Source organism: Streptomyces sp. NPDC091272 (genome assembly GCF_044757485.1).
Lineage (GTDB): Bacteria > Actinomycetota > Actinomycetes > Streptomycetales > Streptomycetaceae > Streptomyces.
On the sequence record NZ_JBIVVC010000001.1, the window covers coordinates 648,450 to 672,933 of the forward strand.

Annotated in this window: 23 protein-coding genes and 2 pseudogenes; 22 read left to right on the plus strand and 3 right to left on the minus strand. The window is 70.8% G+C overall.

The window, feature by feature from the left end; all coding sequences use genetic code 11:
- Positions 1-17: 17 nt before the first annotated feature.
- Positions 18-419, minus strand: a pseudogene (locus ACIQM4_RS02575) (TraM recognition domain-containing protein); the annotation flags it as partial.
- A gap of 15 nt (positions 420-434) precedes the next feature.
- On the opposite strand from ACIQM4_RS02575, the gene ACIQM4_RS02580 reads away from it, so the two are divergent.
- From ACIQM4_RS02580 to ACIQM4_RS02615, 8 genes are all read left to right on the plus strand, one after another.
- Positions 435-1,739: an alpha/beta fold hydrolase gene (locus ACIQM4_RS02580; RefSeq protein WP_401584920.1), complete on the plus strand. Its 1,305-nt coding sequence runs from the start codon at positions 435-437 to the stop codon at positions 1,737-1,739.
- A gap of 97 nt (positions 1,740-1,836) precedes the next feature.
- Entirely contained in the window at positions 1,837-2,472 is a 636-nt protein-coding gene (locus ACIQM4_RS02585; RefSeq protein WP_401586053.1) for an MBL fold metallo-hydrolase, read from the plus strand.
- Positions 2,473-2,565: 93 nt separating this feature from the next.
- A complete protein-coding gene (locus ACIQM4_RS02590) occupies positions 2,566-3,345 on the plus strand; it encodes an exodeoxyribonuclease III (RefSeq protein WP_401584923.1) in 780 nt (259 codons plus the stop codon).
- A 104-nt stretch (positions 3,346-3,449) separates the two neighbouring features.
- The gene (locus ACIQM4_RS02595) at positions 3,450-3,884 is read left to right on the plus strand and encodes a DUF6278 family protein (RefSeq protein ID WP_401584925.1); all 435 of its coding nucleotides are present in this window, start codon (positions 3,450-3,452) and stop codon (positions 3,882-3,884) included.
- 150 nt (positions 3,885-4,034) lie between these two features.
- The gene (locus tag ACIQM4_RS02600) at positions 4,035-4,778 is read left to right on the plus strand and encodes an amino acid ABC transporter ATP-binding protein (RefSeq protein ID WP_401584928.1); all 744 of its coding nucleotides are present in this window, start codon (positions 4,035-4,037) and stop codon (positions 4,776-4,778) included.
- Positions 4,779-4,792: 14 nt separating this feature from the next.
- Entirely contained in the window at positions 4,793-5,698 is a 906-nt protein-coding gene (locus ACIQM4_RS02605; protein ID WP_401584931.1) for a glutamate ABC transporter substrate-binding protein, read from the plus strand.
- A 16-nt stretch (positions 5,699-5,714) separates the two neighbouring features.
- Positions 5,715-6,359 (plus strand): amino acid ABC transporter permease, encoded by a 645-nt coding sequence (locus tag ACIQM4_RS02610; protein WP_401584933.1) that lies wholly within the window; start codon positions 5,715-5,717, stop codon positions 6,357-6,359.
- The gene (locus ACIQM4_RS02615) at positions 6,356-7,240 is read left to right on the plus strand and encodes an amino acid ABC transporter permease (protein WP_401584936.1); all 885 of its coding nucleotides are present in this window, start codon (positions 6,356-6,358) and stop codon (positions 7,238-7,240) included. The genes ACIQM4_RS02610 and ACIQM4_RS02615 overlap by 4 nt, the downstream gene beginning before the upstream one ends.
- A gap of 345 nt (positions 7,241-7,585) precedes the next feature.
- Here ACIQM4_RS02615 and ACIQM4_RS02620 read toward each other — a convergent pair whose 3' ends face one another.
- Positions 7,586-8,776, minus strand: a complete 1,191-nt coding sequence (locus tag ACIQM4_RS02620; protein ID WP_401584939.1) for an Ig-like domain-containing protein — start codon at positions 8,774-8,776, stop codon at positions 7,586-7,588.
- Positions 8,777-9,027: 251 nt separating this feature from the next.
- Between ACIQM4_RS02620 and ACIQM4_RS02625 the strand changes: the two genes are divergently transcribed.
- The 8 genes from ACIQM4_RS02625 (at position 9,028) to ACIQM4_RS02660 (ending at position 17,290) form a co-directional block, all read left to right on the plus strand.
- Entirely contained in the window at positions 9,028-10,158 is a 1,131-nt protein-coding gene (locus ACIQM4_RS02625; protein WP_401584942.1) for a nucleoside hydrolase, read from the plus strand.
- Positions 10,159-10,292: 134 nt separating this feature from the next.
- Entirely contained in the window at positions 10,293-11,390 is a 1,098-nt protein-coding gene (locus ACIQM4_RS02630; RefSeq protein WP_401584944.1) for a LacI family DNA-binding transcriptional regulator, read from the plus strand.
- The gene (locus ACIQM4_RS02635; protein ID WP_401584946.1) at positions 11,387-12,433 is read left to right on the plus strand and encodes a ribokinase; all 1,047 of its coding nucleotides are present in this window, start codon (positions 11,387-11,389) and stop codon (positions 12,431-12,433) included. The genes ACIQM4_RS02630 and ACIQM4_RS02635 overlap by 4 nt, the downstream gene beginning before the upstream one ends.
- Positions 12,423-12,812 carry a D-ribose pyranase gene (gene rbsD / locus ACIQM4_RS02640; RefSeq protein WP_401584949.1) on the plus strand — a complete coding sequence of 130 codons (390 nt, stop codon included), beginning with the start codon at positions 12,423-12,425 and terminating at the stop codon, positions 12,810-12,812. Before ACIQM4_RS02635 ends, rbsD begins: the two co-directional genes overlap by 11 nt.
- A gap of 108 nt (positions 12,813-12,920) precedes the next feature.
- Positions 12,921-13,904, plus strand: coding sequence for a sugar ABC transporter substrate-binding protein (locus ACIQM4_RS02645; protein WP_401584952.1), 984 nt, complete (start codon positions 12,921-12,923; stop codon positions 13,902-13,904).
- 4 nt (positions 13,905-13,908) lie between these two features.
- Positions 13,909-15,543 (plus strand): sugar ABC transporter ATP-binding protein, encoded by a 1,635-nt coding sequence (locus ACIQM4_RS02650; RefSeq protein ID WP_401584955.1) that lies wholly within the window; start codon positions 13,909-13,911, stop codon positions 15,541-15,543.
- Positions 15,540-16,583 (plus strand): ABC transporter permease, encoded by a 1,044-nt coding sequence (locus ACIQM4_RS02655; protein ID WP_401584957.1) that lies wholly within the window; start codon positions 15,540-15,542, stop codon positions 16,581-16,583. Before ACIQM4_RS02650 ends, ACIQM4_RS02655 begins: the two co-directional genes overlap by 4 nt.
- A 113-nt stretch (positions 16,584-16,696) precedes the next feature.
- Positions 16,697-17,290, plus strand: a complete 594-nt coding sequence (locus ACIQM4_RS02660; protein ID WP_401584960.1) for a hypothetical protein — start codon at positions 16,697-16,699, stop codon at positions 17,288-17,290.
- 18 nt (positions 17,291-17,308) lie between these two features.
- Here ACIQM4_RS02660 and ACIQM4_RS02665 read toward each other — a convergent pair whose 3' ends face one another.
- Positions 17,309-18,058, minus strand: coding sequence for a hypothetical protein (locus ACIQM4_RS02665; RefSeq protein ID WP_401584962.1), 750 nt, complete (start codon positions 18,056-18,058; stop codon positions 17,309-17,311).
- Between the two features lie 204 nt (positions 18,059-18,262).
- On the opposite strand from ACIQM4_RS02665, the gene ggt reads away from it, so the two are divergent.
- The 6 genes and pseudogenes from ggt to ACIQM4_RS02695 all read left to right on the plus strand — a co-directional run.
- The gene (ggt, locus tag ACIQM4_RS02670) at positions 18,263-20,137 is read left to right on the plus strand and encodes a gamma-glutamyltransferase (protein WP_401584964.1); all 1,875 of its coding nucleotides are present in this window, start codon (positions 18,263-18,265) and stop codon (positions 20,135-20,137) included.
- 254 nt (positions 20,138-20,391) lie between these two features.
- Positions 20,392-20,652: a helix-turn-helix domain-containing protein gene (locus ACIQM4_RS02675; protein WP_401584967.1), complete on the plus strand. Its 261-nt coding sequence runs from the start codon at positions 20,392-20,394 to the stop codon at positions 20,650-20,652.
- A 79-nt stretch (positions 20,653-20,731) separates the two neighbouring features.
- A complete protein-coding gene (locus ACIQM4_RS02680; RefSeq protein ID WP_401584969.1) occupies positions 20,732-21,115 on the plus strand; it encodes a PPOX class F420-dependent oxidoreductase in 384 nt (127 codons plus the stop codon).
- A 189-nt stretch (positions 21,116-21,304) separates the two neighbouring features.
- A complete protein-coding gene (locus ACIQM4_RS02685; RefSeq protein WP_401584972.1) occupies positions 21,305-22,147 on the plus strand; it encodes a nitrilase-related carbon-nitrogen hydrolase in 843 nt (280 codons plus the stop codon).
- 328 nt (positions 22,148-22,475) lie between these two features.
- Positions 22,476-23,759, plus strand: coding sequence for an aspartate aminotransferase family protein (locus ACIQM4_RS02690; protein ID WP_401584975.1), 1,284 nt, complete (start codon positions 22,476-22,478; stop codon positions 23,757-23,759).
- A 38-nt stretch (positions 23,760-23,797) separates the two neighbouring features.
- Positions 23,798-24,277 (plus strand): annotated as a pseudogene (locus ACIQM4_RS02695) (amidohydrolase family protein); the annotation flags it as partial.
- Positions 24,278-24,484: the final 207 nt, after the last annotated feature.

A 24,484-nucleotide genomic window follows, 5' to 3' on the forward strand; every position in this document is an offset into this window, starting at 1 on the left:
TGGGCGGCGCCGCCTTCCTTGGCGATGGCGCGGGCGGTGATGCCCCTGGAGGCGCGGGCGGACGCGGCGGAGAGTGCGTCGGCGCCGGGTTCGAGGTACCAGGGGCCCAGATCGAGTATCGCCGCGCGCACGCTGGTGGCGAACGCAAGCGCGGTGCCCTTGGGTGGGCGGCGCGCGGATGGCGTCGGCGGCCAGGATGCGCTCTTGCCGCATCGACACCGAGGTGGACTTGCCGGACTCCGAGGTGGAGGTCGTCTCGACCTCGTGGCCGCCCGATCAGGCGGGGACAGCTTGTCGGCGAAGTCGGGGTCGTCTGTACCCGAGCGGATGACCTTGATGGTGGAGGCAGACCACATGGCGTCCATGCCCGCATCCCCCCACACTTTCTGGCCCTGCCGGTAGGACTGCAGGTGACTGATGAGAGGGTCGGGCAGGTGAGTGAGACACCGAGGAACACCCTCCAATACCGCTTCGACGGGCCAGAAGACGCCCCGGTCCTCGTGCTGGGCCCCTCCCTCGGCACCACATGGCACATGTGGGACCGCCAGATACCGGAGCTCGCCCGTAGCTGGCGGGTGTTCCGGTACGACCTGCCGGGGCACGGCGGTGCGCCCGTGGAGCCCAGTACCTCGGTCGGGGAGCTGACCGGCAGGCTGCTCGCGCTGCTGGACGAGCTGGGCATCCAGCGGTTCGGGTACGCGGGCTGCTCGATCGGTGGGGCCGTCGGGGCCGAGCTGGCGCTGCGGCATCCGCACCGGGTCGCCTCCCTGGCGCTGGTCGCCGCCTCGCCCCGGTTCGGCACCGCCGACGAGTTCCGCCAGCGTGGTGTCATCGTGCGTACCAACGGCATGGACCCGATGGCCGCCTCCGCGCCGGGACGCTGGTTCACGCAGGCGTTCGCCGCCGCGCAGCCCGCGATCGTGGAATGGGCCGTGCAGATGGTGCGGACCACCGACCCGGCCTGTTACATCGGTGCCTGCGAGGCCCTGGCCGCCTTCGACATCCGGCCCGAACTCGGCCGGATCGCCGTGCCCACCCTCGTCGTGGTCGGCGAGCAGGACCAGGTCACCGGACCTGCCGACGCCCGCACCCTGGTCGCCGGCATCCCCGACGCACGCCTCGCGCTCGTCCCCGGCGCCTCGCACCTGACGCCCGTCGAGCAGCCGGCCGCCGTCACCGACCTGCTGGTGCGCCACTTCACCGCCGCGTGGCAGGACACCAGCACCACCCTGCTGGCGCCCGTACCGCCGCTCCCGGCCGCCGCCGAGGCCCGGGCCCCCGCCGACGCCGCCCCGCAGCCCGCGCACACCCCCGCCGCCGTCGTCGACGAGGCGCCCGAGCAGGTCACCGGTGGGCGTCCCGACCCGTACGACGAAGGTCTGAAGGTGCGCCGCGAGGTGCTCGGAGAGGCGTACGTCGACGAGGCGCTGGCGGGCGCGGACGAGATGACCGGCGACTTCCAGGACCTGCTGACCCGGTACGCCTGGGGTGAGATCTGGACCCGGGACGGGCTCGACCGCCGTACCCGCAGCGTGATCACCCTCACCGCGCTCGTCGCCGGGGGCCGCCAGGAGTCCCTGGCCTCGCACGTCCGGGCCGCCCTGCGCAACGGGCTCACCCCCGCCGAAATCCGTGAGGTGCTGCTCCAGACCGCCGTGTACTGCGGTGTTCCCGCGGCGCACGCGGCTTTCGAGACCGCGAGGGAAGTGGTCCGACAGGAGACCACACCGCAGCCGTAGCAGGATGGACACCATGAGCAGCGACGACATGAGCAGAAGCGGCGCGAGCGGTCACGGCGCCGGTGGGCACGGCGCCAGCGGTCACGGCGGGCACGGCATCGCGCTCACCAAGAAGTCGCACGCCTGCGTCCGGCTGGAGAAGGACGGTCGCACCCTCGTCCTCGACCCCGGATCCTTCAGCGAGTCCGACGCCGCGCTCGGCGCGGACGCGATCTTGGTGACGCACGAGCACGCGGACCACTACAGCGAGGACCACCTGAGGGCCGCCATGGAGGCGAACCCCGCCGCCGAGATCTGGACGCTGCGCAGCGTCGCCGAGCAGATCTCCGCCGCCTTTCCCGGCCGCGTGCACACGGTCGGGCACGGCGACACCTTCAGCGCCGCCGGGTTCGAGGTCCAGGTGCACGGCGAACTGCACGCCGTCATCCACCCCGATCTGCCGCGCATCACCAATGTCGGCTTCCTGCTGGACGGCGCCGTCTTCCATCCCGGCGACGCCCTCACCGTCCCCGACCGGCCGGTCGAGACGCTGCTGCTGCCGGTGATGGCTCCCTGGAGCAAGGTCTCCGAGGTGATCGACTACGTCCGCGAGGTCGGTCCGCGACACGCGTACGACATCCACGACGCGCTCCTCACCGACCTCGCCCTGCCGCTGTACGGCCACCACATCGGCACCCTCGGCGGCGGCGCACAGCACCACCACCTCGCGCCCGGCGACTCCACGGCCCTGTGACGCGGGCCGGCGCCCCCACGGCCGCCGCGGCCGGAACACCCGCGGCGGCCGGCGGAGCGGCGGCTGTCAGACCCGGCGAGTAGGTTGAGAGACATGCGCATCGCCACTTGGAACGTCAACTCGATCACCGCCCGCCTGCCCCGGCTGCTGGCCTGGCTGGAGAGCACCGGCACGGACGTGCTCTGTGTCCAGGAGACCAAGTCCACCGCCGAGCAGTTCCCCGCCGCCCAGCTGCGCGAGCTCGGCTACGAGTCCGCGGTCAACGCCGACGGCCGGTGGAACGGCGTGGCGCTGATCTCCAAAGCAGGCCTGGAGGACGTCGTCGTGGGCCTGCCGGGCGGCCCCGAGTACGGCGGCGTGCAGGAGCCGAGGGCGATTTCCGCTACCTGCGGCCCGCTCCGCCTCTGGTCGGTCTACGTGCCCAACGGCCGCGAGGTCGGGCACGACCACTACGCGTACAAGCTGGCCTGGCTCGAGGCGCTGAGGGCCGCCGTGGCGAAGGACGCCGCGGGGGCCCGGCCGTTCGCCGTGCTGGGTGACTTCAATGTCGCCCCGGCCGACGAGGACGTCTGGGACCCGTCGCTCTTCGAGGGCGCGACGCACGTCACGCCCGCCGAGCGGGCGGCCCTGGCGGCGCTCCGTGAGGCCGGCCTCGGCGATGTCGTACCGCGTCCGCTGAAGTACGACCACCCGTTCACCTTCTGGGACTACCGCGAGCTCGGTTTCCCCAAGAACAAGGGCATGCGCATCGACCTCGCCTACGGCAACAAGCCGTTCACCGAGGCCGTCAAGGACGCCTACGTGGACCGCGAGGAGCGCAAGGGCAAGGGCGCCTCCGACCACGCCCCCGTGGTGGTCGACCTGGAGCTCTGACGTGGCACGACGCCCTCTCCAGGGCCCGTCCCGGAGCCCTGAGGGGGCGTCAGGGCCCGCGCGCCTGTGGTGCCCGGAGCCATGTGGGTGCGAACCTGAGCGGTATGAATTTCTTGGACACCTGGCGCAAGCGACAGGCCACGGCGCGGAGCACGGCGGTGCACACCTCCGACGACTCCGATCAGGAGGGCCTTGGCGAACTCCTCGCCGAATGCGAGCTGCTGCGTGTCCGGGCCGCCCAGTACGGCCTCGAACTGGACGATTCCCCCGCCTCGTTGGAGGCCCTGGACCAGTTGCCGCCGTCCTGGCGTGACGACCCGGAGGAGCTGCCCTGGTTCGGCAACGACGCCGGTCTCTACCTGGGCACCGTGATCGTCCGCACCGTGCCCGGCGCGCACTGGCACCTGTGGCCCAGCGGAACACCCGTCGTGATGCTGGCCTGCGGCCGGGACATCGACGTGGTCGGCGCAGGCCTGGAGTGGGCGGCGACCGGCGCCCCCGAGCTCACCCAGGTGTACGCGGAGACGTCCGAGGCGTGACGTCCGAGACCTGACGTCCGTATGTTCGTCAACCGCGTAAATACGGCTATTTACGGTTCTTCCCTCTTGTGCGTGTCGGGCGTGAAGTCCCTTTCCGGGATGGATAGTTTGCGCTGACCTCGACACAGCTGAGAGTGGGTAGGGCAGCGTATGGCCGTCGATCCGTTGATCGAGCTGGTGGGCGTCAACAAGTACTACGGGAAGTTGCACGTCCTTCAGGACATCGACCTCACCGTCGGCCGGGGGGAGGTGGTGGTGGTCATCGGCCCGTCCGGCTCGGGCAAGTCAACGCTCTGCCGGACGATGAACCGGCTGGAGACGATCGAGTCGGGCACCATCCGGATCGACGGAAGACCCCTCCCCGAGGAGGGCAGGACGCTCGCGCAGCTGCGTGCCGAGGTCGGCATGGTGTTCCAGTCCTTCAACCTCTTCGCGCACAAGACCGTCCTGGCGAACGTGTCGCTCGCCCAGACCAAGGTCCGCGGCCGGAAGAAGGAAGAGGCGGACAAGCGCTCCCGGGAGCTGCTGGAGCGCGTCGGGCTCGCCGCGCACGCCGACAAGTTCCCCGCCCAGCTATCCGGCGGCCAGCAGCAGCGCGTGGCCATCGCCCGCGCACTCGCTATGGACCCCAAGGTGCTCCTGTTCGACGAGCCGACCTCCGCGCTCGACCCGGAGATGATCAACGAGGTCCTGGAGGTCATGCAGCAGCTCGCCGCCGAGGGCATGACCATGGTCGTGGTCACCCACGAGATGGGGTTCGCCAGGTCCGCCGCCAACCGTGTCGTGTTCATGGCCGACGGCTGCGTCATCGAGGACCGTACGCCGGAGGACTTCTTCACCGCCCCAAAGAGCGACCGCGCCAAGGACTTCCTCTCCAAGATCCTCAAGCACTGAGCGGGGGCGGACCATTGCTGCGTACGAGAAAGACCTTCATCGCACTGGCGCTCGCCCTCCTGGCCGTGTCCTGCGGCAAGGAGGGGAGCCCGCCGGTCAAGGGCCCCAGCCCGGACCAACTCCCGGACTACAAGGTGGTGTCGGGCTTCTCACTGCCCGCGTCGCCGACCTGGCAGAAGGCCGAGCGGCGCGGCCACGTGGTCGTCGGGGCCAAGGAGGACCAGCCGTACATGGGGGAGAAGGACCCGGCGAGCGGCCGTTACTCCGGCTTCGACATCGAGATCGCCAAGATGATCTCCGCCTCGCTCGGCTTCGACCCCGCCACGGTGGAGTTCCGCACGATCGCCTCCGCGAACCGCGAGACCGCCCTGCAGAACGGCCAGATCGACTACTACGTGGGCACCTACACCATCAACGACAACCGCAAGAAGCTCGTCGGGTTCGCCGGCCCGTATTACATGGCCGGCCAGTCCCTGCTCGTGCGCACCGACGAGAAGGACATCGAAGGACCCGGCGACCTGGCGGGCAAGCGGGTGTGCTCCGCCGCCGGGTCCACCCCGTACCAGCGGATGGCGGCGGACCATCCGGAGGCCGACCTCGTCGCCTACGACACCTACTCGGTCTGCGTCGACAACCTGCTCACCTACCAGGTCGACGCCGTCACCACCGACGACACGATCCTGATGGGGTACGCGGCCAAGGTCCCCGAGGAGATGAAGGTCGTCGGCAAACCCTTCTCGAAGGAGCCGTACGGCATCGGCCTCCCACGCGGCGACGACGCGCTGCGGTTCGCCGTCGACGACGCGCTCGCCGCCCGCGAGAAGAACGGCGACTGGCAGAAGGCGTACGACGTGACGCTCGGGCTCTCCGGCCGCAAGGCCACTCCCGCACCGCCCATCGACCGCTATCCGGCGAGCTGAGGGAGGCCACCCCCACATGAACGTACTCACCGAGAACTTCTCCCTCTACGGCAAGGGCTTCCTCGGCACCGTCGAACTGACCGTCTACGCCTCCGTGCTGGCCCTGGTGCTGGGCTTCGTCATGGCGTCCTGCCGGGTCTCGCCCGTCGGTTCCTTCCGGGCGCTCGGCACGGCCTGGGTGACGGTGCTGCGCAACACCCCGCTCACCCTGCTGTTCTTCGCGGTGCTGCTCGGGCTGCCGAGGTTCGGACTCGTGCTGCCCTTCCAGCTGTTCGCGGTGCTCGCACTCGGCTGCTACACCTCCGCGTTCATCTGCGAGGCACTGCGCTCGGGCATCAACACCGTGCCGCTGGGGCAGGGCGAGGCGGCCCGCAGCCTGGGCATGACCTTCGGGCAGACCCTGTCAACGGTGGTGCTGCCGCAGGCCTTCCGGTCGGTGATCCCGCCGATCGGCTCCACGCTCATCGCGCTCGCCAAGAACTCGGCGATCGCCGGCGCCTTCTCCGTGGTCGAGCTGCTCGGCACCTACAAGACCCTCAACGAGCTGGGTTACAGCGTCATCTGGAGCTTCGTCTGGATCGCTGTCGGATACCTGATCATCACCCTCACCATCAGCGCGCTCTTCCACCTGCTGGAGAAGCGCTGGGGAGTCGCCCGATGAGCCGCGCACTTTCGACGGCGTCCACCGCCCTCTACGACATCCCAGGACCCAGGACCCGGCACCGGCACCTGATGTACGGGATCGCCTCGACGATCCTGCTGCTCGCCCTGGTCGGCTGGATCGTGTACCTCCTGTTCGACACCGACCAGTTCACGGCGGCCAAATGGACACCCTTCCAGTACAAGGGCATCCAGGAGCTGCTGCTCCGAGGGCTCGCGAACACGCTCAAGGCGTTCGCCTACGCCGCGGTGCTCTCGCTCCTGCTCGGGGCGCTCCTCGCGGTCGGACGTCTGTCCGAGCACCGCCCGGTGCGCTGGGTGTCCGCGCTGTGCGTGGAGTTCTTCCGCGCCATGCCCGTGCTGGTGATGATCTTCTTCATCTTCGTGGCGCTGAAGGTGCAGCCGCTGCCCGCCCTGGTGGCCGGACTGACGCTCTACAACGGCTCGGTGCTCGCGGAGGTGTTCCGCACCGGGGTGCACTCCGTGGACCGCGGCCAGCGGGAGGCGGCGTACGCACTGGGGATGCGCAAGACGCAGGTCATGACGTACGTCCTGGTGCCGCAGGCGGTCCGGGCGATGCTGCCGACCATCATCAGCCAGCTGGTGGTCGCGCTGAAGGACACCTCCCTCGGGTTCCTGATCACCTACGAGGAGTTCCTCCACGCCGGCAAGCTCATCGCGTCCAACCTCGACTACGACCTGCCCTTCATCCCCGTGGTGCTGGTCATCTCGCCGATCTACATCGGGATGTGCATGCTGCTCTCCTGGTTCGCCAACTGGGTGTCCAGGCGGCAGCGGGGCAATCCCAGGACGGAGGGCATGGACATCGCTCCGGCCGAGGCGGGCACGCTGCTGCCGAAGGGGGTACCTCCTGTTCCTTGAGCCGCTGAGGGAGCGGTAGGTCAAGGAAGAGAGCACGTTCCGGTTCGGCAGCAGCCGGGGATCACTCGCCGCGAGGCGGTACCGACACGAAACTGGGTCGGCCGCGGGAGGCGAGAAGGTCAGCTGCGCGCCGGACGGGCAGTGCTCGACGCGGAACGGGTCGACGGTGCCGGCCACCGGGGTGAGGCGGCGGCCGGGACGTTGTCGGCGGTGGGGTTCGGCTCCCGGGGACGCGCTCTTGGAGCCGGCCCCGCGGTCCGGGAGCCGCCCCCCGCGGCGGCCCCGCGCTGTGGGAGGAGCTGCATCCCCCCGGCGGCCCCAAGCCTCGCGGCCCCGCACCCGCCGTCAGGCGGTCAGGGCGCTCCTGGCCTGCCATGCGGACCACGACACGTTCCAGTTGCCGTAGCCGTTGTTGAGCGCCTGGGTGCCCTTCGCGTCGGAGCCGGTGACCTCGAAGGGGTCGCCGACCTGGACCTGATCGTAGATCCACTTGGCGTCGGAGTCGCTCATACCGACACAGCCTGAGCTCTTGTTGGCCTTGCCGAAGACGCCCTTGTTCCACGGCGCCGCGTGGGCGTACATGCCCGACCAGGTCAGCCGCATCGAGTGGTCGACCATCTTGTCGTAGGCGTCGCCCAGGCCCACGGTCTCGGAGCGCATGTTGATGGTGCCCTCCTTCGCCATCAGGACGGTCTTGCCGCGCCAGGACGCCTTGTCGCCACCGGGGGTGCCCGCCGACATGGGCACGTCCTTGATCTCCTGGCCGTCGCGGATCAGCTTGAGGCGGTGGCCGTCCAGGTCGACCTTGACGACCTGGCTCTTGCCGATGGTGAAGTTCGTCCTGTAGTCACGGACGAACCAGCCGCCACCCCGGCCCGAGTTCACGCCGTTCAGGTCCGCCGCGAGGCTGACCTTCGTACCGGGCTTCCAGTACTCCTTGGGCCGCCAGTCGACGCGGTCCTTGCCGGAGTAGTCGGTCATCCAGCCCCAGGAGCCCTCGGTGCGGTTCGAGGTGGTGACCTTGAGGTGCTTCTCGACGTCGGCCTTGTTCTTGACCGGGTTGTCGAACACGATCGACAGCGGGTGCGCGATGCCGATCGTGGTGTTCTTGCCGGGAGCCATGCTCAGCTTGTTGACCTTGTCGGCGGCCCGGGTGGTGAACCCCGCCTTGGTCGCGGTGGCCCCCGATGCCTTCGCCTCGACGGTGTAGCCGGTGCCGGGAGAAGTCGTACGTGCGGAGGTCCAGGACCTGCCGTCGGCGGATATCTGGCCGGTCAGGGTGCCGCCCTTGGCGTCCTTGACCGTCACGCCGTCCAGTGTGCCGTCCCCGGCCAGGGTCACCTTGACCGGATCACCGGCCTTGGCCTGGTCGCCCGTGAGGTTCACCGTCACCTTGGTCCGCGGCGCCTCGTCGGCCGCGGCCGAGCCGGAGGCGGTCCCGCCCGCACAGGCGGTCAGTGCTGCCGTGGCCAGCACTGCGGTGCCGGTGAGGGTGCCGGTACGGAGCCGGGTGCGCGGGCGGCGTATACGGGTCAACTGGAAAACCTCCGTGAGAAGCGTGCTGTCTGTCCCTGTCTGTCCTCTCTGAAGGAGGTAATCCGCCAAGCCTTGGTTGCGGCAAATGCGCGAGGCGCTTTGTGAGGAGTGACGCAGCGGTAAAGGACCAAGGTCCTTTGCGGCAGGTCCTTACGGCCCCTTGCGGGCGCGCGTGCTCCGTGCCTTGCCGTTGACCGGATTGCTTCTCATAATCGCGCGGTCCGTGCCCGCTCTCCCCGACGGAGGACCCCGTGCGCAAAAGACTGTTCGGCCCGCTGATCGCGGCAACGCTGCTCCTCTCCCCGGTCGCCGCGGCGGCGCCCGTGCCCGAGGTGATCCCCGCGGCGCCGCAGCCGCGGGCCGACAACAGCCGCAAGGTCATCCTCGACGCGGACATGGGCGAACTGAACGACGACGCCGTCACCATGTTCATGCTGGCCAAGGCGGAGAACGTGGACTTCCTCGGAGTCACCGTCGTCAGCGGCAACACCTGGGTCGAGGAGGGCACCGCCTACTCCCTGCGCCAGCTGGAGCTGATCGGCCGCTCCGACATCCCGGTGGTCGCGGGCGCGGGCGAACCGCTGATGCCCGGCCGGCAGGAGCGGCTCACCGCGGAGAGCGCGCTGTACGGCAAACCGCCGTGGGCCGGTGCCTTCGACTCCCGGCGCCCGCCGTCGTACGACAAGCTCGCCAGGCCCCCGTACGGCGGCTACCCCAGGACCGCGCCGAAGAAGGACACGGCGGCCGCGGACTTCATCGTCGAGCAGGTGAAGCGGTACCCGGGCCAGGTGACCGTCTTCGCCGACGGACCCGCTACCAACCTCGCACTGGCCGTACGCACCCACCCCGAGATCGTGCCGCTGATCAAGGAGGTGATCTACATGGGCGGCGCCTTCGACAAGCCCGGGAACATCACCCCGGCCGCCGAGTTCAACTGGTGGTTCGACCCGGAGTCGGCGCGGATCGCGCTGCGCACCCCGTTCCGCAAGCAGACGATCGTGCCCGACGACGCCGCACAGCACGTCGTCTACGGCAAGAGGCAGTACGACGCCATCGTCGCGGGGAAGCAGACCGCCATCAAGAAGATCTTCAAGGACCTGCAGGGGCCCGAGTTCGCCAAGGACCCGCGGGCCACCCACTTCCTCTGGGACGCGATCACCGCTGCCGTCTTCCTCGATCCCGCCGTGGCGCGGCGCAGCGACCGCCGGTACGTCGACGTGGACGCCAACTTCGGTGCCGATTACGGACGTTCGCTCGGGTACAAGCTCGACGAGTTCGACGCGCCGAACAACCCACGCGGCACCCGCAAGGCCACGATCGTGCTCGACGTCGACGCCGAGCGGTTCTGGGACCTCTACATCGGGCTGCTGCGCAGAGCGTGACAGCGGGCGCGCACCCCTTGCGGTTGCGCGGGTTGCTTCTCATAATCCTGCCGCAACACGAGTTGCCAACTCGTGTTGCGGCAGGCGGAGCTCTCGCACCGCGCATCCGCACCACAGGGACACCGGGGGTCGCAATGGCAACACGGCAGGAAGTGGCGCAGCTCGCGGGCACGTCCCCGTCGGTGGTCAGCTACGTGCTCAACAACGGGCCCCGCTCCGTCGCCCCCGCCACCAGGGAGCGCGTCCTCGCGGCGGTCAGGACGCTCGACTACCGGCCCAACGCGGTCGCCCGCTCGCTGCGGATGAACCAGACGATGACGCTGGGGCTCGTGGTGCCCGACGCCGCGAACCCCTTCTTTGCCGAGCTGGCCCGCTCGCTGGAGGACCACGCCTGGGCCGCCGGCTACACCCTGCTCGTCGGCAACAGCGTCGAGGACGCGACCCGCGAGGCCGGTTACATCCGCACCTTCGTGGACCGGCAGGTCGACGGGATGCTGCTGATCCCCTCCCAGGGCGAGCAGGCCTGGCGCGCCGAACTGGCCAGGTCCGGGGTGCCCAGCCTGGTCTTCGACCGCGAACTCGACGGCGTGGCGACCTCGTACGTCCTGGTCGACAACGCAAGGGGGGCGCGGACCGCCACCGAGCACCTCCTGGCGCACGGCCGCCGCCGGGTCGGCTGTATCGCGGGGCCGCTCGGCATCCACCCCACGGTGGACCGCGTCGTCGGCTGGCGCACGGCGCTGGAGCAGGCAGGGCTCAGAGCCGGGACGGGCTCCGGCGGCCGTACGGGCTGGGAGGCGTGCCCCGACGCGGCGCCGCTGATGCACGGCTCCTTCGGCAGGCTCGACGGATACCGCTCCGGACGTGCGCTGCTGGCCAGGGACCGGTCGGTGGACGCCCTCTTCGTCACCTCGGACGAACAGGCGGCCGGGGTGCTGCGCGCGGCGACCGAGCTGGGCATCCGGGTCCCCGACGACCTGGCCCTCGTCTCGTTCGACGGCATCGCGGCCGGCGCGTACACCTGCCCGGCGCTGTCCACCATGCGCCAGCCGTACGACGAACTGGGCCGCACGGCGGTCCGGCGCCTGCTGGAGCGGATGCGGGAGCCCGATCTGCCGCCCACCCGGGACGTCCTCGCGGTGACCCTGCTGGCCAGGGGCTCCTGCGGATGCCCCGAACCGGCGGGCGGCGAACACATGGACCTGTCCACGGAGAACGGTGGTGCCCGGTGAGCAGCGAGCGACTGGTCGTGGTCGGCAGCCTCAACATGGACCTCTCGGTCACCGTGCCGCGGCTGCCGCAGCCCGGCGAGACCGTTTCCGGCGCGGACGTCGTACGTGGCGCGGGCGGCAAGGGCGCCAACCAGGCGGTCGCGGCGGCCCGGCTCGGCGCCGAGGTGGCGATGGTCGGCCTGCTCGGTGACGACGCGCTCGCCGGCGAGCTGCGCGAGCGCCTCGCCGAGGAGGGCGTGGACGACCGCGGTGTCGCCCAACTCCCCGGAGTGGCGAGCGGGGTGGCGCTCATCGTCGTGCAGCAGGACGGCGAGAACACCATCACCCTCTCCCCGGGGGCCAACCGCCACCTCGACGTACCCGCTCTCGGCAGCCTCACCGGCGGGACCGTCGCGCGCCGCGCCGAGACGCTTCTCCTCCAGCTCGAAGTGCCGTTGCCCACCGTGCTGGCGGCCGCCCGCGAGGCCCGCGACGCGGGAGCGCTCGTCGTCCTCAACGCGGCGCCGCTGCCACCGTCCGTCAACCCCGGGCTCTCCGAACTCCTCGCCTCCGTCGATGTGTTGGTGGTGAACGAGACCGAGGCCGCCGGTCTGCTGCCGCGGGGGAGCCGCGACTGGCAGGAGCACGCGCGTGCCCTGCGCGAACTCGGACCCGGCGTCGTCGTCATCACCCTCGGCCCGGACGGCGCGGTGGCCGCGGACGATGAACTCAACTGCGCGGAACGCGGGTTCAGCGTGGCCGCCGTGGACACCGTCGGGGCGGGGGACGCCTTCTGCGCACAGCTCGCCCTCTCCCTCGGGGCCGGTACGCAGCTGCCCGAGGCGGTCCGCAGGGCGTGCGCGGCAGGGGCCCTCGCCACCACCAGGCCCGGCGCGCAGAGTTCGCTGCCCTCGGGCGCCGAGGTGGACGCACTGCTCGACGGTGCACCCCTGCCGGCGGCCGATCCGGCGGCCGGTCCGGCGGCCGGTCCGACGGCCCTCCCGGCCACCGACCGCCCGGCCGATCCGCCGGCCCCGACGAATGAGGTGCACCATGCGCGCTGACGGGCTCTGGCACCCCCGCCTCCTGGAGATCATCACCTCGCTCGGCCACGGTGACCTGCTGGTCGTCGCCGACCCCGGGCTGCCGGTGCCACCCGGGGTGGAGGTCGTGGACCTGGTCTGGCGGCGCGGCGAACCCGCGTTCCTGCCCGTGCTGGAGGCGGTGCTCGACGAACTCGTCGTGGAGCACGCCGCCGTGGCCCACGAGGCCACCGACCCCGCACTGCTGGCCCTCTTCGACCAGCAGTTCGCCGGGACCCCGCTCGACCGGGTGCCGCACGCACGGCTCAAGAAGCTGACGCGGCGTGCACGGGCGGTCGTACGGACCGGGGAGACGACTCCGTACGCCAATGTCGTGCTCCGCGCGGGGGTTCCCTTCTAGGGATCCCGCCGTCCCGGGATCTCCACGCACGACCCGCCGCCGACCCCGGCCCGTTCGCCCGCGTCCCACCGAGACGCGAACTCTCCTTCAACGGAAGGCAGTTCAACGATGAACCGCAGGCTTTCCCTCGCCACCGCCGCCACCTCGTCCCTGCTGCTCGCCACCGCCCTCACCGGCTGCGGGCAGGAGGGCGGATCCGCTGCCGAAGGCGGCGGCAAGGACAGGAAGAAGGACGGCAAACCCACCGTCTGCCTGGTGATGAAGTCCCTGGGTAACGAGTTCTTCCAGACCATGCAGAAGGGCGCCGAGGACCACGCGCAGCAGCTCGGCACCCTGGAGCTCAAGACCAGCGGCATCCAGAACGAGACCGACATCGACGGTCAGGTCGCCGCCATCAACCGCTGCATCACCGAACAGGCCGACGCCCTCGTCCTCGCCCCGGCCGACTCCCGCGCCCTCGTCGCCCCGCTCGGCCGTGCGGCCAAGGCCGGTATCAGCATCGTCAACATCGACGTCAAGCTCGACGACGGCGCACTCAAGGCCGCCGGCCTCGACGTGCCCTTCGTCGGCCCCGACAACGCCGAGGGTGCCCGGCTCTCCGGCGAGGTGCTCGCCAAGAAGCTCGGCAAGGGCGGCAGGGTCGTCATCCTGGAGGGCAACCCGGGCGCCGCCAACGCCCAGCAGCGCAAGGCCGGTTTCGAGCAGGCGGCGAAGGAGGGCGGGCTCACCGTCGTCGGGTCGAAGACCGCGCACTGGGAGACCGACGAGGCGTACACCGTGCTGTCCAACCTGCTCACCGCGCACCCCGACATCCAGGGCGTCATGTCCTCCAACGACTCCATGACGCTCGGCGCGGTGAAGGCGATCGGGGCGGCGGGCAGGAAGGGCAAGGTGGTGGTCGCGTCGTTCGACAACATCGCCGCGGTCAAGCCCTACCTGAAGGACAGTCAAGTCGTCTCCACTGTGGACCAGTTCGCCGCAAAGCAGGCCGCCGACGGCATCGACGTGGCGCTGCGGGCCGTCGAGGGAGAGAAGTCCGCGGCCTGGGTGAAGACTGACGTCAAGGTCGTCACCGGCGTGGACGCGGGATGACGCGATGAGCGAACAGACGCAACCCTCGACGAGCGACACCCGGGCCGGCGCGCCGGTGGTCCTGGAGGCCAGGGGCATCGGCAAGGCGTTCCCGGGGGTCAAGGCCCTCGACGACGTACGGCTGGAACTGCGCGCGGGGGAGGTGCACGCCCTGCTCGGCGAGAACGGGGCGGGCAAGTCCACCCTGGTCCGCATCCTGGCCGGCATCCAGCCGCCCGACACGGGCAGTCTGCGCCTCGCGGGCGAGCCGTACGCGCCCAAGGACACGGCCGCCGCCATGCGGGCCGGCGTCCAGGTCGTGCACCAGGAACTCAATCTCCTGCCCAACCTCACCGTCGCGGAGAACCTCTTCTTCCAGCGGCTGCCGCGCAGGTACGGCGTCGTCGACCGGCGCACCCTCAACCGGCGCGCGCAGGAACTCCTCGACGAGGTCGGGCTCGATATCGGGCCGGGCACCAAGGTGGAGCGGCTCGGCATCGCCCAGATGCAACTGGTGGAGATCGCCCGGACGTTGTGGCAGGACTGCCGGGTCCTGGTGATGGACGAACCGACCGCCACCCTCACCTCGCGCGAGACCGAACGACTCTTCGCAGTGATCCGCCGGCTCACCGCACGCGGTACCGCCGTGCTCTACATCTCCCACCACCTCCAGGAGGTCTTCGAGATCGGCGACCGCATGACGGTCCTGCGCAACGGCCGCCACGTCGTCACCAAGGAGCTCGCCGGGACCGGCACCGCCGAGGTCATCCGGCTGATGGTCGGCCGGGACATGGCGCAGGAGTACCCGCCGTACGTGCACCGCCCGGCGGGCGACGAACTGCTGCGCGTCGAGCAGCTGCGTCCGCGCGGCGCGGGGCCCGTCAGCTTCGCGCTGCACGCGGGCGAGGTGGTGGGCGTCGCGGGGCTCGTCGGCTCGGGCCGCACCGAGACGGTACGTGCGCTGTTCGGTGCGGACCGGCACGACGGTGGACACGTGTACGTGAAGGGCCGCCGGGTGCGCGTCCGTACCCCCCGGGACGCCGTTCGCCACGGCATCAGCCTGCTCACCGAGGACCGCAAGGGGCAGGGACTGGTCCTCGACATGCCGGTCGCCGCGAACATCACCCTCGCCGCGACCGGCAGGATCTCCCGCCGGGGCCTGCTCAAGCGGGCCGACGAGGACCGCCACGCACGCGCCGCCGTGGACCGCCTGGGGGTGCGGACCCCCAGCATCCGTACGGCGGTGCGCACCTTGTCCGGCGGCAATCAGCAGAAGGTCGTCCTGGGACGGTGGCTGCTCGCCGGGGCCGACGTCCTGGTCGTCGACGAACCGACCCGGGGCATCGACGTCGGCGCCCGCTACGAGATCCACCAGCAGCTCACGGACCTCGCCGGGGACGGCAAGGCGCTCCTGGTGGTCTCCTCCGACCTCCCCGAACTGCTGGGCGTCTGCGACCGCGTCCTGGTCTTCTCGCGCGGCCGGATCGCGGGAGAGGTGGCTCGGGCCGACTTCGACACCTCGCGCATCCTGGCGCTCGCGTACTCGGGATACGTCACGCAGGCGCAGACCCCTCCGCCGGGCGCCCAGGGCTCGGCCTCGGACATACCGGCCCCGCCCCCGGACGTACCCGCCGCAGAGAACGGGAAGAGCTCCTCATGACCACACCGGCCCCCACCAAGGAAGCCGCCGCCGCGCCCGTCGCGGAGCGCCGTACCGCCCGCCAGCTGACCCGTCAGGTGATGGGCGAGGCCGGCATCGGCATCGCGCTGCTCGCCCTGGTGCTCGTCTTCACGCTCGCGGCCCCGAAGTTCGCCACGTCCGACAACCTCACGCACATCGCCACCGAGATCACGCTCAACACGATGCTCGCCGTCGGCATGACCTTCGTCATCCTGGTCGGCGGCATCGACCTGTCGGTGGGCTCGGTGATGGCCCTCTCGGCTGTCGTCGCCGGGGAGGTGCTGACCTCGGCGAGCCTGTCCACCCCGCTCGCCGTGCTGCTGGCCGTCGCGGTGGCCGCCCTCGTCGGCATGGCCTGCGGGTTCGTCAACGGTTTCGTCTCCGAGCGCTGGCGCGTGCCCTCGTTCATCGTCACGCTCGGCATGCTGAACGTGGCGCGCGGCGCGGCACTCGAACACACCGACGCGCAGACGCTGTACGACTTCCCGCCCGGCTTCAGCCACTTCGGCACCTCCACCCTCCTGGGCATCCCCTCGCTCTTCTGGATCGCGGTGCTGATGGTGGTCGTCGGTCACCTGGTCCTCACCCGCACCGTCTTCGGACGGCTGGTCTTCGCGATCGGGTCCAACGAGGAGGCGGTGCGGCTGTCCGGGCACCGTACGAGCGTGGTCAAGGTCGCGGCGTTCGTGATCGCGGGCTTCGCGGTCGGTATCGCGGCGGTCACGTACATGGCGCGCCTCAACATCGCCAGCCCGATCCTCGGCAGCGGTTACGAGCTGTCCGCGATCGCGGCGGTCGTCATCGGCGGTGCCTCGCTCTCGGGCGGCAAGGGCTCGATGATCGGCACGCTGCTCGGCGCCTGCCTGCTGGGCGTACTCACCAACGGGCTGCTCCTGATGGGGGTTTCGGACTTCCAGCGGCAGATGATCACCGGTGCGGTGATCATGATCGCCGTGGTCGTCGACCACTACCGGGGCAAGCTCGCGGCCCGCACTCCGCAGAAGGCGACGGCGGGCTGAGCCGCAGGTGGCAGGGGATACGACGGTCCGGCCAAGGGGTGGCCGGCGATGCGGACAGGGCCGATTACCGCCGGGTACTGGTGCTCGGGCCGCCCAGCGCCGAAGCTCGTCGCATGACGCATGCACAGGATCCGAAGGGCCCGCAGGACGCGGCACCGACGGCCGACACGACAATCGAGCTGCCGCTGCGCCGGCTGGTCATGGCGCTGCCGGTCGCGGCGGCGGTGGTCACCGTGATGTGGGGCTACACCGTCTACGCGATCGTCGAGGGGGCGAACAACGCCACGCTCTCCGGGGCGCTGATGTCCGCGCTCGGCCTGCTGCTGCTCTTCGTCGCCGTCACCTACGTGGGGTACGCGGTGCACCCGCTGCGCATCTCGGCCGGGCCCGACGGTTTCTCGGTGCGGCTGCCGCTCTACCCGCGGCGGACCGTGCCCTGGGACGACGTGGTGTCCGTACGGGCGGAGGGCGTACGGGGCGTCCAGTACGTGATCGTCGAGGCACGGGAGTCGGCCGGATCGCTCCCGTACGTCTGCCGGCCTCGCGCCGCCTACCGGCGGCTGTCGACGATGAGGGGGCGCGAGCCGAGGTCCGAGCAGGGGCTGTGCTTCGAGCGGCTGGTCTTCGAGCTGGTCCCGGAGGACGTGCTGGCCCTGGTGAGGCGCCACGCTCCGCCGACGCTGCCCGTCGAGGACCGGCGCAGCTGACCGCGCCCGGGGCGGGTCTCACGTCACCGCGCGGTGGGAGTTGCGTGGCGGGACCGGCAGCGGGGTCTGCGCCGAGCGCGTCACGTCGGAGACCAGCTCCACCACATCGGGGCCGTACGCCTGCGAGTTGACCACCTTCAGCAGCAGGCAGAACGAACGGTCACCGTGCTTGCGGGCCAGCTTCTCGTGGTTCCTGGCCAGATAGCGGGTCGCGGCCTGGTTGGTGATGGCGCGCTGACCGCAGAAGAGGAAGACCGGGCGGGCGCCGTCGCCGACGGTGAGCCGGGCCAGCAGGACGTACTCGGCGACCCCGGGTTCCAGGCGGTGGCGCTCGGTACCGATCTGGAAGGCGCCCCGGTCGGGGGACGGCTCGACGTCCACGTTGATACGTATGCCGGGGAGCAGACTCTGCAGATGGGCGGTCATCCGCCGGTTGGACCCCGGGTTGCCGACGCAGAATTCGGTGCGCTCGCCGAATCCCTGCTGGGGGACGTCGTGGGTGAGTATCTGGGCGTGCGCACCGCACTCCCGCACGAGCGCGGAGAGTTCGAGGAGGGCGAAGACGTCGAAGCGGTGCACGGCCGAGTCGCTGCCACCGGGCTCGCGATTGACGACCAGCAGCGACTCGGAGTTCTTCGGCATCCCGAAGAACGCCTGCCTGCGCCGGAGTCTGCGGCGCCAGAGGTAGGTACGGGCCAGCCAGCCGACGGCGACGCAGAGGCCGGCGGCTGTCCCGCCCAGAAGGATGTTGCGCAGGTCGTCACTCATGGGCGCGCATGCTAGCGGCCCCACGGTGCCGGTGGGACGGACGGGTTCCCCGGGTCCCCCGCGGGGGCCTGTCATGGGCCGGTGTGCGGCTCTGTGACGGGCGCATGTCGGTCCGGCCCACATGACGGGACGCGCCGCAGGGCACCTGGCGGGGCCATGACGGTAGAGCTACGCTGCGCGAACTGTTGTCGCCAGGAGGTACGCATGCGTCGAACCGACCGACCCGCCGGACCCGCAGTACGGGCACTGTCGCTGCTGGCCGTGACCGCGGCAGTCGTCACGGTGGGAGCGGCGGCGCCACCGGGCGGCGGGGGAGCGGCCGAGTCCCGGGGCGGGGGAGCGGCGGCGGCGCCCGTCGTCGCCGCGCCTCCCGCGAAGGTCCCGGTCGCCGTCGGTTACGGCGGCGCGGTCGCCAGTGTCGACGCCGACGCGTCCGCGGCCGGTATCGAGGTGCTCAGGAACGGTGGCAACGCGGTGGACGCGGCCGTGGCCACGGCCGCCGCGCTCGGTGTCACCGAGCCCTACTCGGCGGGCGTCGGCGGAGGCGGCTACTTCGTCTCCTACGACGCCAGGACCCGCAAAGTGCGCACCATCGACGGCCGCGAGACCGCCCCGCGCAGCGCCGACAAGAATCTCTTCCTGGAGAACGGCAAGCCGATCCCCACCGACCAGGCGATGACCAGCGGTCGCAGCGTGGGCACCCCGGGCACACCCGCCACCTGGGCCACGGCCCTGGACGCGTGGGGCTCGAAGCCGCTGCGCACCCTGCTGAAGCCCGCCGAACGCCTGGCCCGTGACGGCTTCACCGTCGACGCGACCTTCCGTTCGCAGACACAGGGCAACGAGGCCCGTTTCCGGGACTTCCCCGACAGTGCGAAGCTCTTCCTGCCCGACGGTCAACTCCCGGTCGTGGGCTCCAGGTTCACCAACCCGGACCTGGCCCGTACGTACGAGAAGCTGGGTCGTGAGGGGGTCGGTGCGCTGTACCGGGGTGACCTCGCCCGCGACATCGTCCGTACGGTGCGCAAGCCCCCGGTCGACCCGAGGTCGACCCGGGTCGTGCGGTCCGGCGATCTCGACGAGCGGGACCTGCGCGGTTACGGGACGCAGCGGCCCGCCCCGACGAAGGTGTCCTACCGCGGTCTGGACGTGTACGGCATGGCGCCCTCCTCGTCCGGCGGCACCAGTGTCGGCGAGGCGCTCAACATCCTGGAGCGTACGAACCTGTCGAAGGCCTCGCAGGCCGCCTATCTGCACCGGTTCATCGAGGCGAGCCGGATCGCCTTCGCGGACCGGGGGCGCTGGGTCGGCGACCCGGCCTTCGAACACGTACCGACGAAGGGGCTCCTCTCGCAGAGGTTCGCGGACTCGCGCGAGTGCCTGATCAAGGACGATGCGGTGCTGGTGAGCCCGCTGGCGCCGGGCGACCCGCGCAACCCGTCGCGCACGTGCGGCAGTTCGGGCACGGCGGCGCCGACGACGTACGAGGGTGAGAACACCACGCACCTCACGACGGCCGACAGGTGGGGCAACGTCGTGTCCTACACGCTGACCATCGAGTCGACGGGCGGCAGCGGCATCACCGTCCCCGGGCGGGGTTTCCTGCTCAACAACGAACTGACCGACTTCTCCTTCGCGCCCGCCAACCCCGCCGTCCACGACCCGAACCTGCCGGGTCCCGGCAAGCGGCCGCGGTCCTCGATCTCGCCGACGATCGTGCTCGACCGGCACGACAAGCCGGTGCTGGCACTGGGCTCACCGGGCGGGGCGACGATCATCACGACGGTGCTGCAGAGTCTGGTGGGGCACGTGGACCGGGGGCTGCCGCTGGTCGACGCGATCGCGTCGCCCCGGGCGAGCCAGCGGAACGCGGCGACCACCGAGCTGGAGCCGGGTCTGTGGAACAGTCCGGTCCGCGGTGAGCTGGAGGCGCTCGGCCACGTCTTCAAGGAGAACCCGGAGATCGGCGCGGCGACGGGCGTCCAACGCCTGCCGGACGGCCGCTGGCTCGCGGCGGCGGAGAAGGTCCGCCGGGGCGGCGGCTCGGCGATGGTGGTGCGGGAGTCGGACCGCCCCTGACACCTGGCTCGGGAGGGTGATTGGCCGGTGGGTGGCCGGTGAGTGGAGCCGTGCGCGGCCGGTGCGTGGGCCCGCCCCTGACCCCTGGCGCGGGACGGTGAGTGGCCAGTGCGTGGCCCCGCGCGTGGCCCCGAGCGTGACCGGTGCGTGGGCCCGTGCGCGGCCGGTGCGTGGGTCCGAGCGTGACCGGTGCGTGGGCCACCTCACCACTGCGCCAATTACTATCCCGCCCTCAGAGGTATTACAATAACGGCATGGTCCGCACCCCCCTCACCCCCGAAGAACGCGAACGCGGCGAACGCCTCGGTCAGCTGCTGCGTGAGGCCCGCACCCTCGCCGGCCGTACGATGCCCGACGTGGCCGGCGCCGCCGGGCTGTCCGCCGAGACGCTGCGCAAGATCGAGACCGGTCGCGCCCCCACGCCCGCGTTCTTCACGGTCGCCGCCCTCGCGGGCACGCTCGGCCTCTCCCTCGACGAGCTCCTCGTGCGGAGCGAACTGCTGCCCCTGCTCTAGGCGCGGCAACGGGCAACCGGCGTCGGACGTATCGGCGACTCCGCCCACACGGGCCGCCCCCCGCGCGTAGGGTCGCCCCATGGATCTCCCGAGCGCCTTCGCCCGCACCCGTTACATAAGCCTCACCACTTTCCGCAAGGACGGCACCCCCGTCGCCACCCCGGTCTGGGTGGCCGGTGACGGCTCCGCGCTGTACGTGTGGACCAACGCCGACACCTGGAAGGTCAAGCGCGTCCGCCGCAACAGCAGCGTGACCGTCGCCCCGTGCGACATCCGCGGCCGGATCAAGCCGAACGGGCCCACCGTCGAGGCCACGGCGACGCTGCTCGACGAGGAGGGCCTGCGTGAGGTCCGCAAGCTGATCTCGCGCAAGTACACCTGGCAGTTCTGGCTCACCGACGTGCCCGCCACGCTGCTGCGCCGCGGCAAGCGTCCGCACGCCGCGATCAAGATCGAGTTCTAGGCGGGGGCGGGGCCGGAAATTCACCCTTGCGGGTGTGAAACAAGATCGACTCCGCGGGTTCACGACGATGGTCTTGCCCCGCCATCCGCAGCGGCTTACGTTCAAGGATCCGCGTCCCAACTCTACGGGCGTAGAAGCTCTCTGACGTCCCGTCGGGCGTCAGGGCTCCCGGCTGAACGGAGACGAGTCATGGCCAACGTCGTACGCGCCGCCCTGGTCCAGGCCACCTGGACCGGCGATACCGAATCCATGATCGCCAAGCATGAGGAACACGCCCGGGAGGCGGCCCGGCAGGGTGCGAAGGTCATCGGGTTCCAGGAGGTCTTCAACGCCCCCTACTTCTGCCAGGTGCAGGAGCCCGAGCACTACCGCTGGGCCGAGGCCGTCCCGGACGGCCCGACCACCCGCCGGATGCAGGACCTCGCCCGAGAGACCGGCATGGTGATCGTGGTCCCGGTCTTCGAGCGCGAGCAGTCCGGCTTCTACTACAACACCGCTGCCGTGATCGACGCGGACGGCAGCTACCTCGGCAAGTACCGCAAGCACCACATCCCCCAGGTCAAAGGCTTCTGGGAGAAGTACTACTTCAAACCGGGGAACGCCGGCTGGCCGGTCTTCGACACGGCGGTCGGCAGAATCGGCGTCTACATCTGCTACGACCGCCATTTCCCCGAGGGCTGGCGGCAGTTGGGCCTGGGGGGCGCGCAGATCGTCTACAACCCCTCGGCCACCTCTCGCGGCCTCTCCGCCCACCTCTGGCAGCTGGAACAGCCCGCCGCGGCGGTCGCCAACGAGTACTTCGTGGCGGCGATCAACCGGGTGGGGCAGGAGGAGTACGGCGACAACGACTTCTACGGCACGAGTTACTTCGTGGACCCGCGCGGCCAGTTCGTCGGCGAGACGGCCGGTGACAAGGAGGAGGAACTCCTCGTCCGGGACCTCGACCTCGACCTCATCGAGGAAGTACGCCACCAGTGGGCGTTCTACCGCGACCGCCGCCCCGACGCGTACGAGGGGCTCGTACAGCCGTAAGGGTCGCGAGCGCAGGCAAGGGGCTCGTACAGCCGTAAGGGCCCCGTGCGCGGGCAAGGGACTCGTGCAGCCGCAAGGGTCGCGTGCGCGCACTTGGGATTCGATCAGCCGTGACCCAGCAGTGCGCGTCCTGAGGGCACGCGCCCAAGCCGTGCGCGACGCGTGCGCACGCGAAGAACTCGAACAGCCATGACCCGGCCGTGCGCGTCCTGGCGCACGCGAAGAACTCGATCAGCCGTGACTCAGCCGTGCACGTCCCGTGCGCACGCGAAGAACTCGATCAGCCGTGCGTGACCGACCCGCACCTCCGCGAAGGACTGGTTCAGCCGTGACCGACCTGCACTCCCGCCATCAGGCCGTCCTGCCCGAGTGGCTCGCCCTCTACTACCAGCAGCCCCTCGAACTCACCCACGGCGAGGGCCGCCACGTCTTCGACTCCGAGGGCCGCAAGTACCTGGACTTCTTCGGCGGCATCCTCACCACGATGACCGCCCACGCCCTCCCCGAGGTCACCAAGGCCGTCGCCGAACAGGCCGGACGCCTCATCCACTCCTCGACCCTCTACCTCAACCGCCCGATGATCGACCTGGCGGAGCGGGTGGCGCACCTCTCCGGCATCCCCGACGCCCGGGTCTTCTTCACCACCTCGGGCACGGAGGCCAACGACACCGCCCTGATGCTGGCGACGACGTACCGCCGTTCCAACCAGATCCTGGCGATGCGCAACAGCTACCACGGGCGCTCCTTCTCCACCGTCGCGCTCACCGGCAACCGCAACTGGTCCCCGACCAGCCTCTCCCCGCTGCAAACCCTGTACGTGCACGGCGGTGTGCGCTACCGGGGTCCGTACGCGCAACTGTCCGACGCCCAGTTCATCGAGGCGTGCGTCGCAGACCTGGAGGACGTGCTCGGCCAGGCCAGGGGTCAGGTGGCCGCCCTGATCGCCGAACCGGTGCAGGGCGTCGGCGGCTTCACCTCCCCGCCGGACGGGCTGTACGCGGCCTTCCGCGAAGTACTGGACCGGCACGGCATCCTGTGGATCGCGGACGAGGTGCAGACCGGCTGGGGCCGTACCGGTGACCACTTCTGGGGCTGGCAGGCGCACGCCGAGAACGGACCGCCGGACATCCTCACCTTCGCCAAGGGCATCGGCAACGGCATGTCGATCGGCGGCGTCGTGGCCCGCGCCGAGGTCATGAACTGCATCGACTCCGGCTCCATCTCCACCTTCGGCGGTTCACCCGTCACCATGGCCGCAGGCCTCGCCAACCTCTCCTACCTGCTCGAACACGACCTCCAGGGCAACGCCCGGCGGGTCGGCGGACTCCTCCTGGAACGGCTGCGGGCGATCGCCGCGACCGTTCCCTGCGTACGGGAGGTACGCGGGCGCGGTCTGATGGCCGGCATCGAGATCGTCCGCCCCGGCACCGACCAGGCCTGGCCGGAAGCGGCGGGCGCCGTCCAGGAAGCGGCCCGCGAGGGCGGCCTCCTGGTCGGCAAGGGCGGCGGCCACAACACCAGCGTGCTGCGCATCGCCCCGCCCCTCTCGCTGACGGTCGCGGAGGCGGAGGAGGGCGCCGCCGTCCTCGAACGAGCCCTGCACAGCGTCTGAACCCCCCGCAGCGACCGGCCCAGGAGGTCCTCGACCGTATGAGCAGCAGCACACGCACCTTGATCAGGGGCGGCCTCGTCATCACCGCGTCCGACGAGAACCACGCCGACGTGCTCATCGAGGGCGGCCGGGTCGTCGCCCTCGCCGCCCACGGTTCCGCCGTCGCCGATGGCTGGACCGCCGGCACGACGATCGACGCGACGGGCAAGTGCGTGATCCCGGGCGGCGTCGACGCGCACACCCACATGGAGATGCCGTTCGGCGGCGCCTTCGCCGCGGACACCTTCGAGTCCGGAACGCGCGCCGCCGCCTGGGGCGGCGCCACCACCATCGTCGACTTCGCCATCCAGAGCCCCGGCCAGGGCCTGCGCGCGGGCCTCGACGCCTGGCACGCGAAGGCCGACGGGAACTGCGCGATCGACTACGGGTTCCACATGATCCTCTCCGACGTGAACCCCGGGACGCTGCGGGAGGTGGATCTGCTGGTGTCGGAGGGCATCACCTCCTTCAAGGGTTTTGATGGTTGACCCATCCACAAATCATTTTGCCGAATAGGGGGGTTGACCTGCGACGACAGGACGGTTTTCGGCAGTGGCGGGGGGGGGGGGGGGGGCCGGGGGGGGGGGGGGCCCCCCCGCGGCGCCCCCCCCCCCCCCCGGGGGGGGGGGGGCCCCCCGGGGGGGGGGGGGGCGGGGCGGGGGGGGGCCCCCCCCCCAACCCAAGAC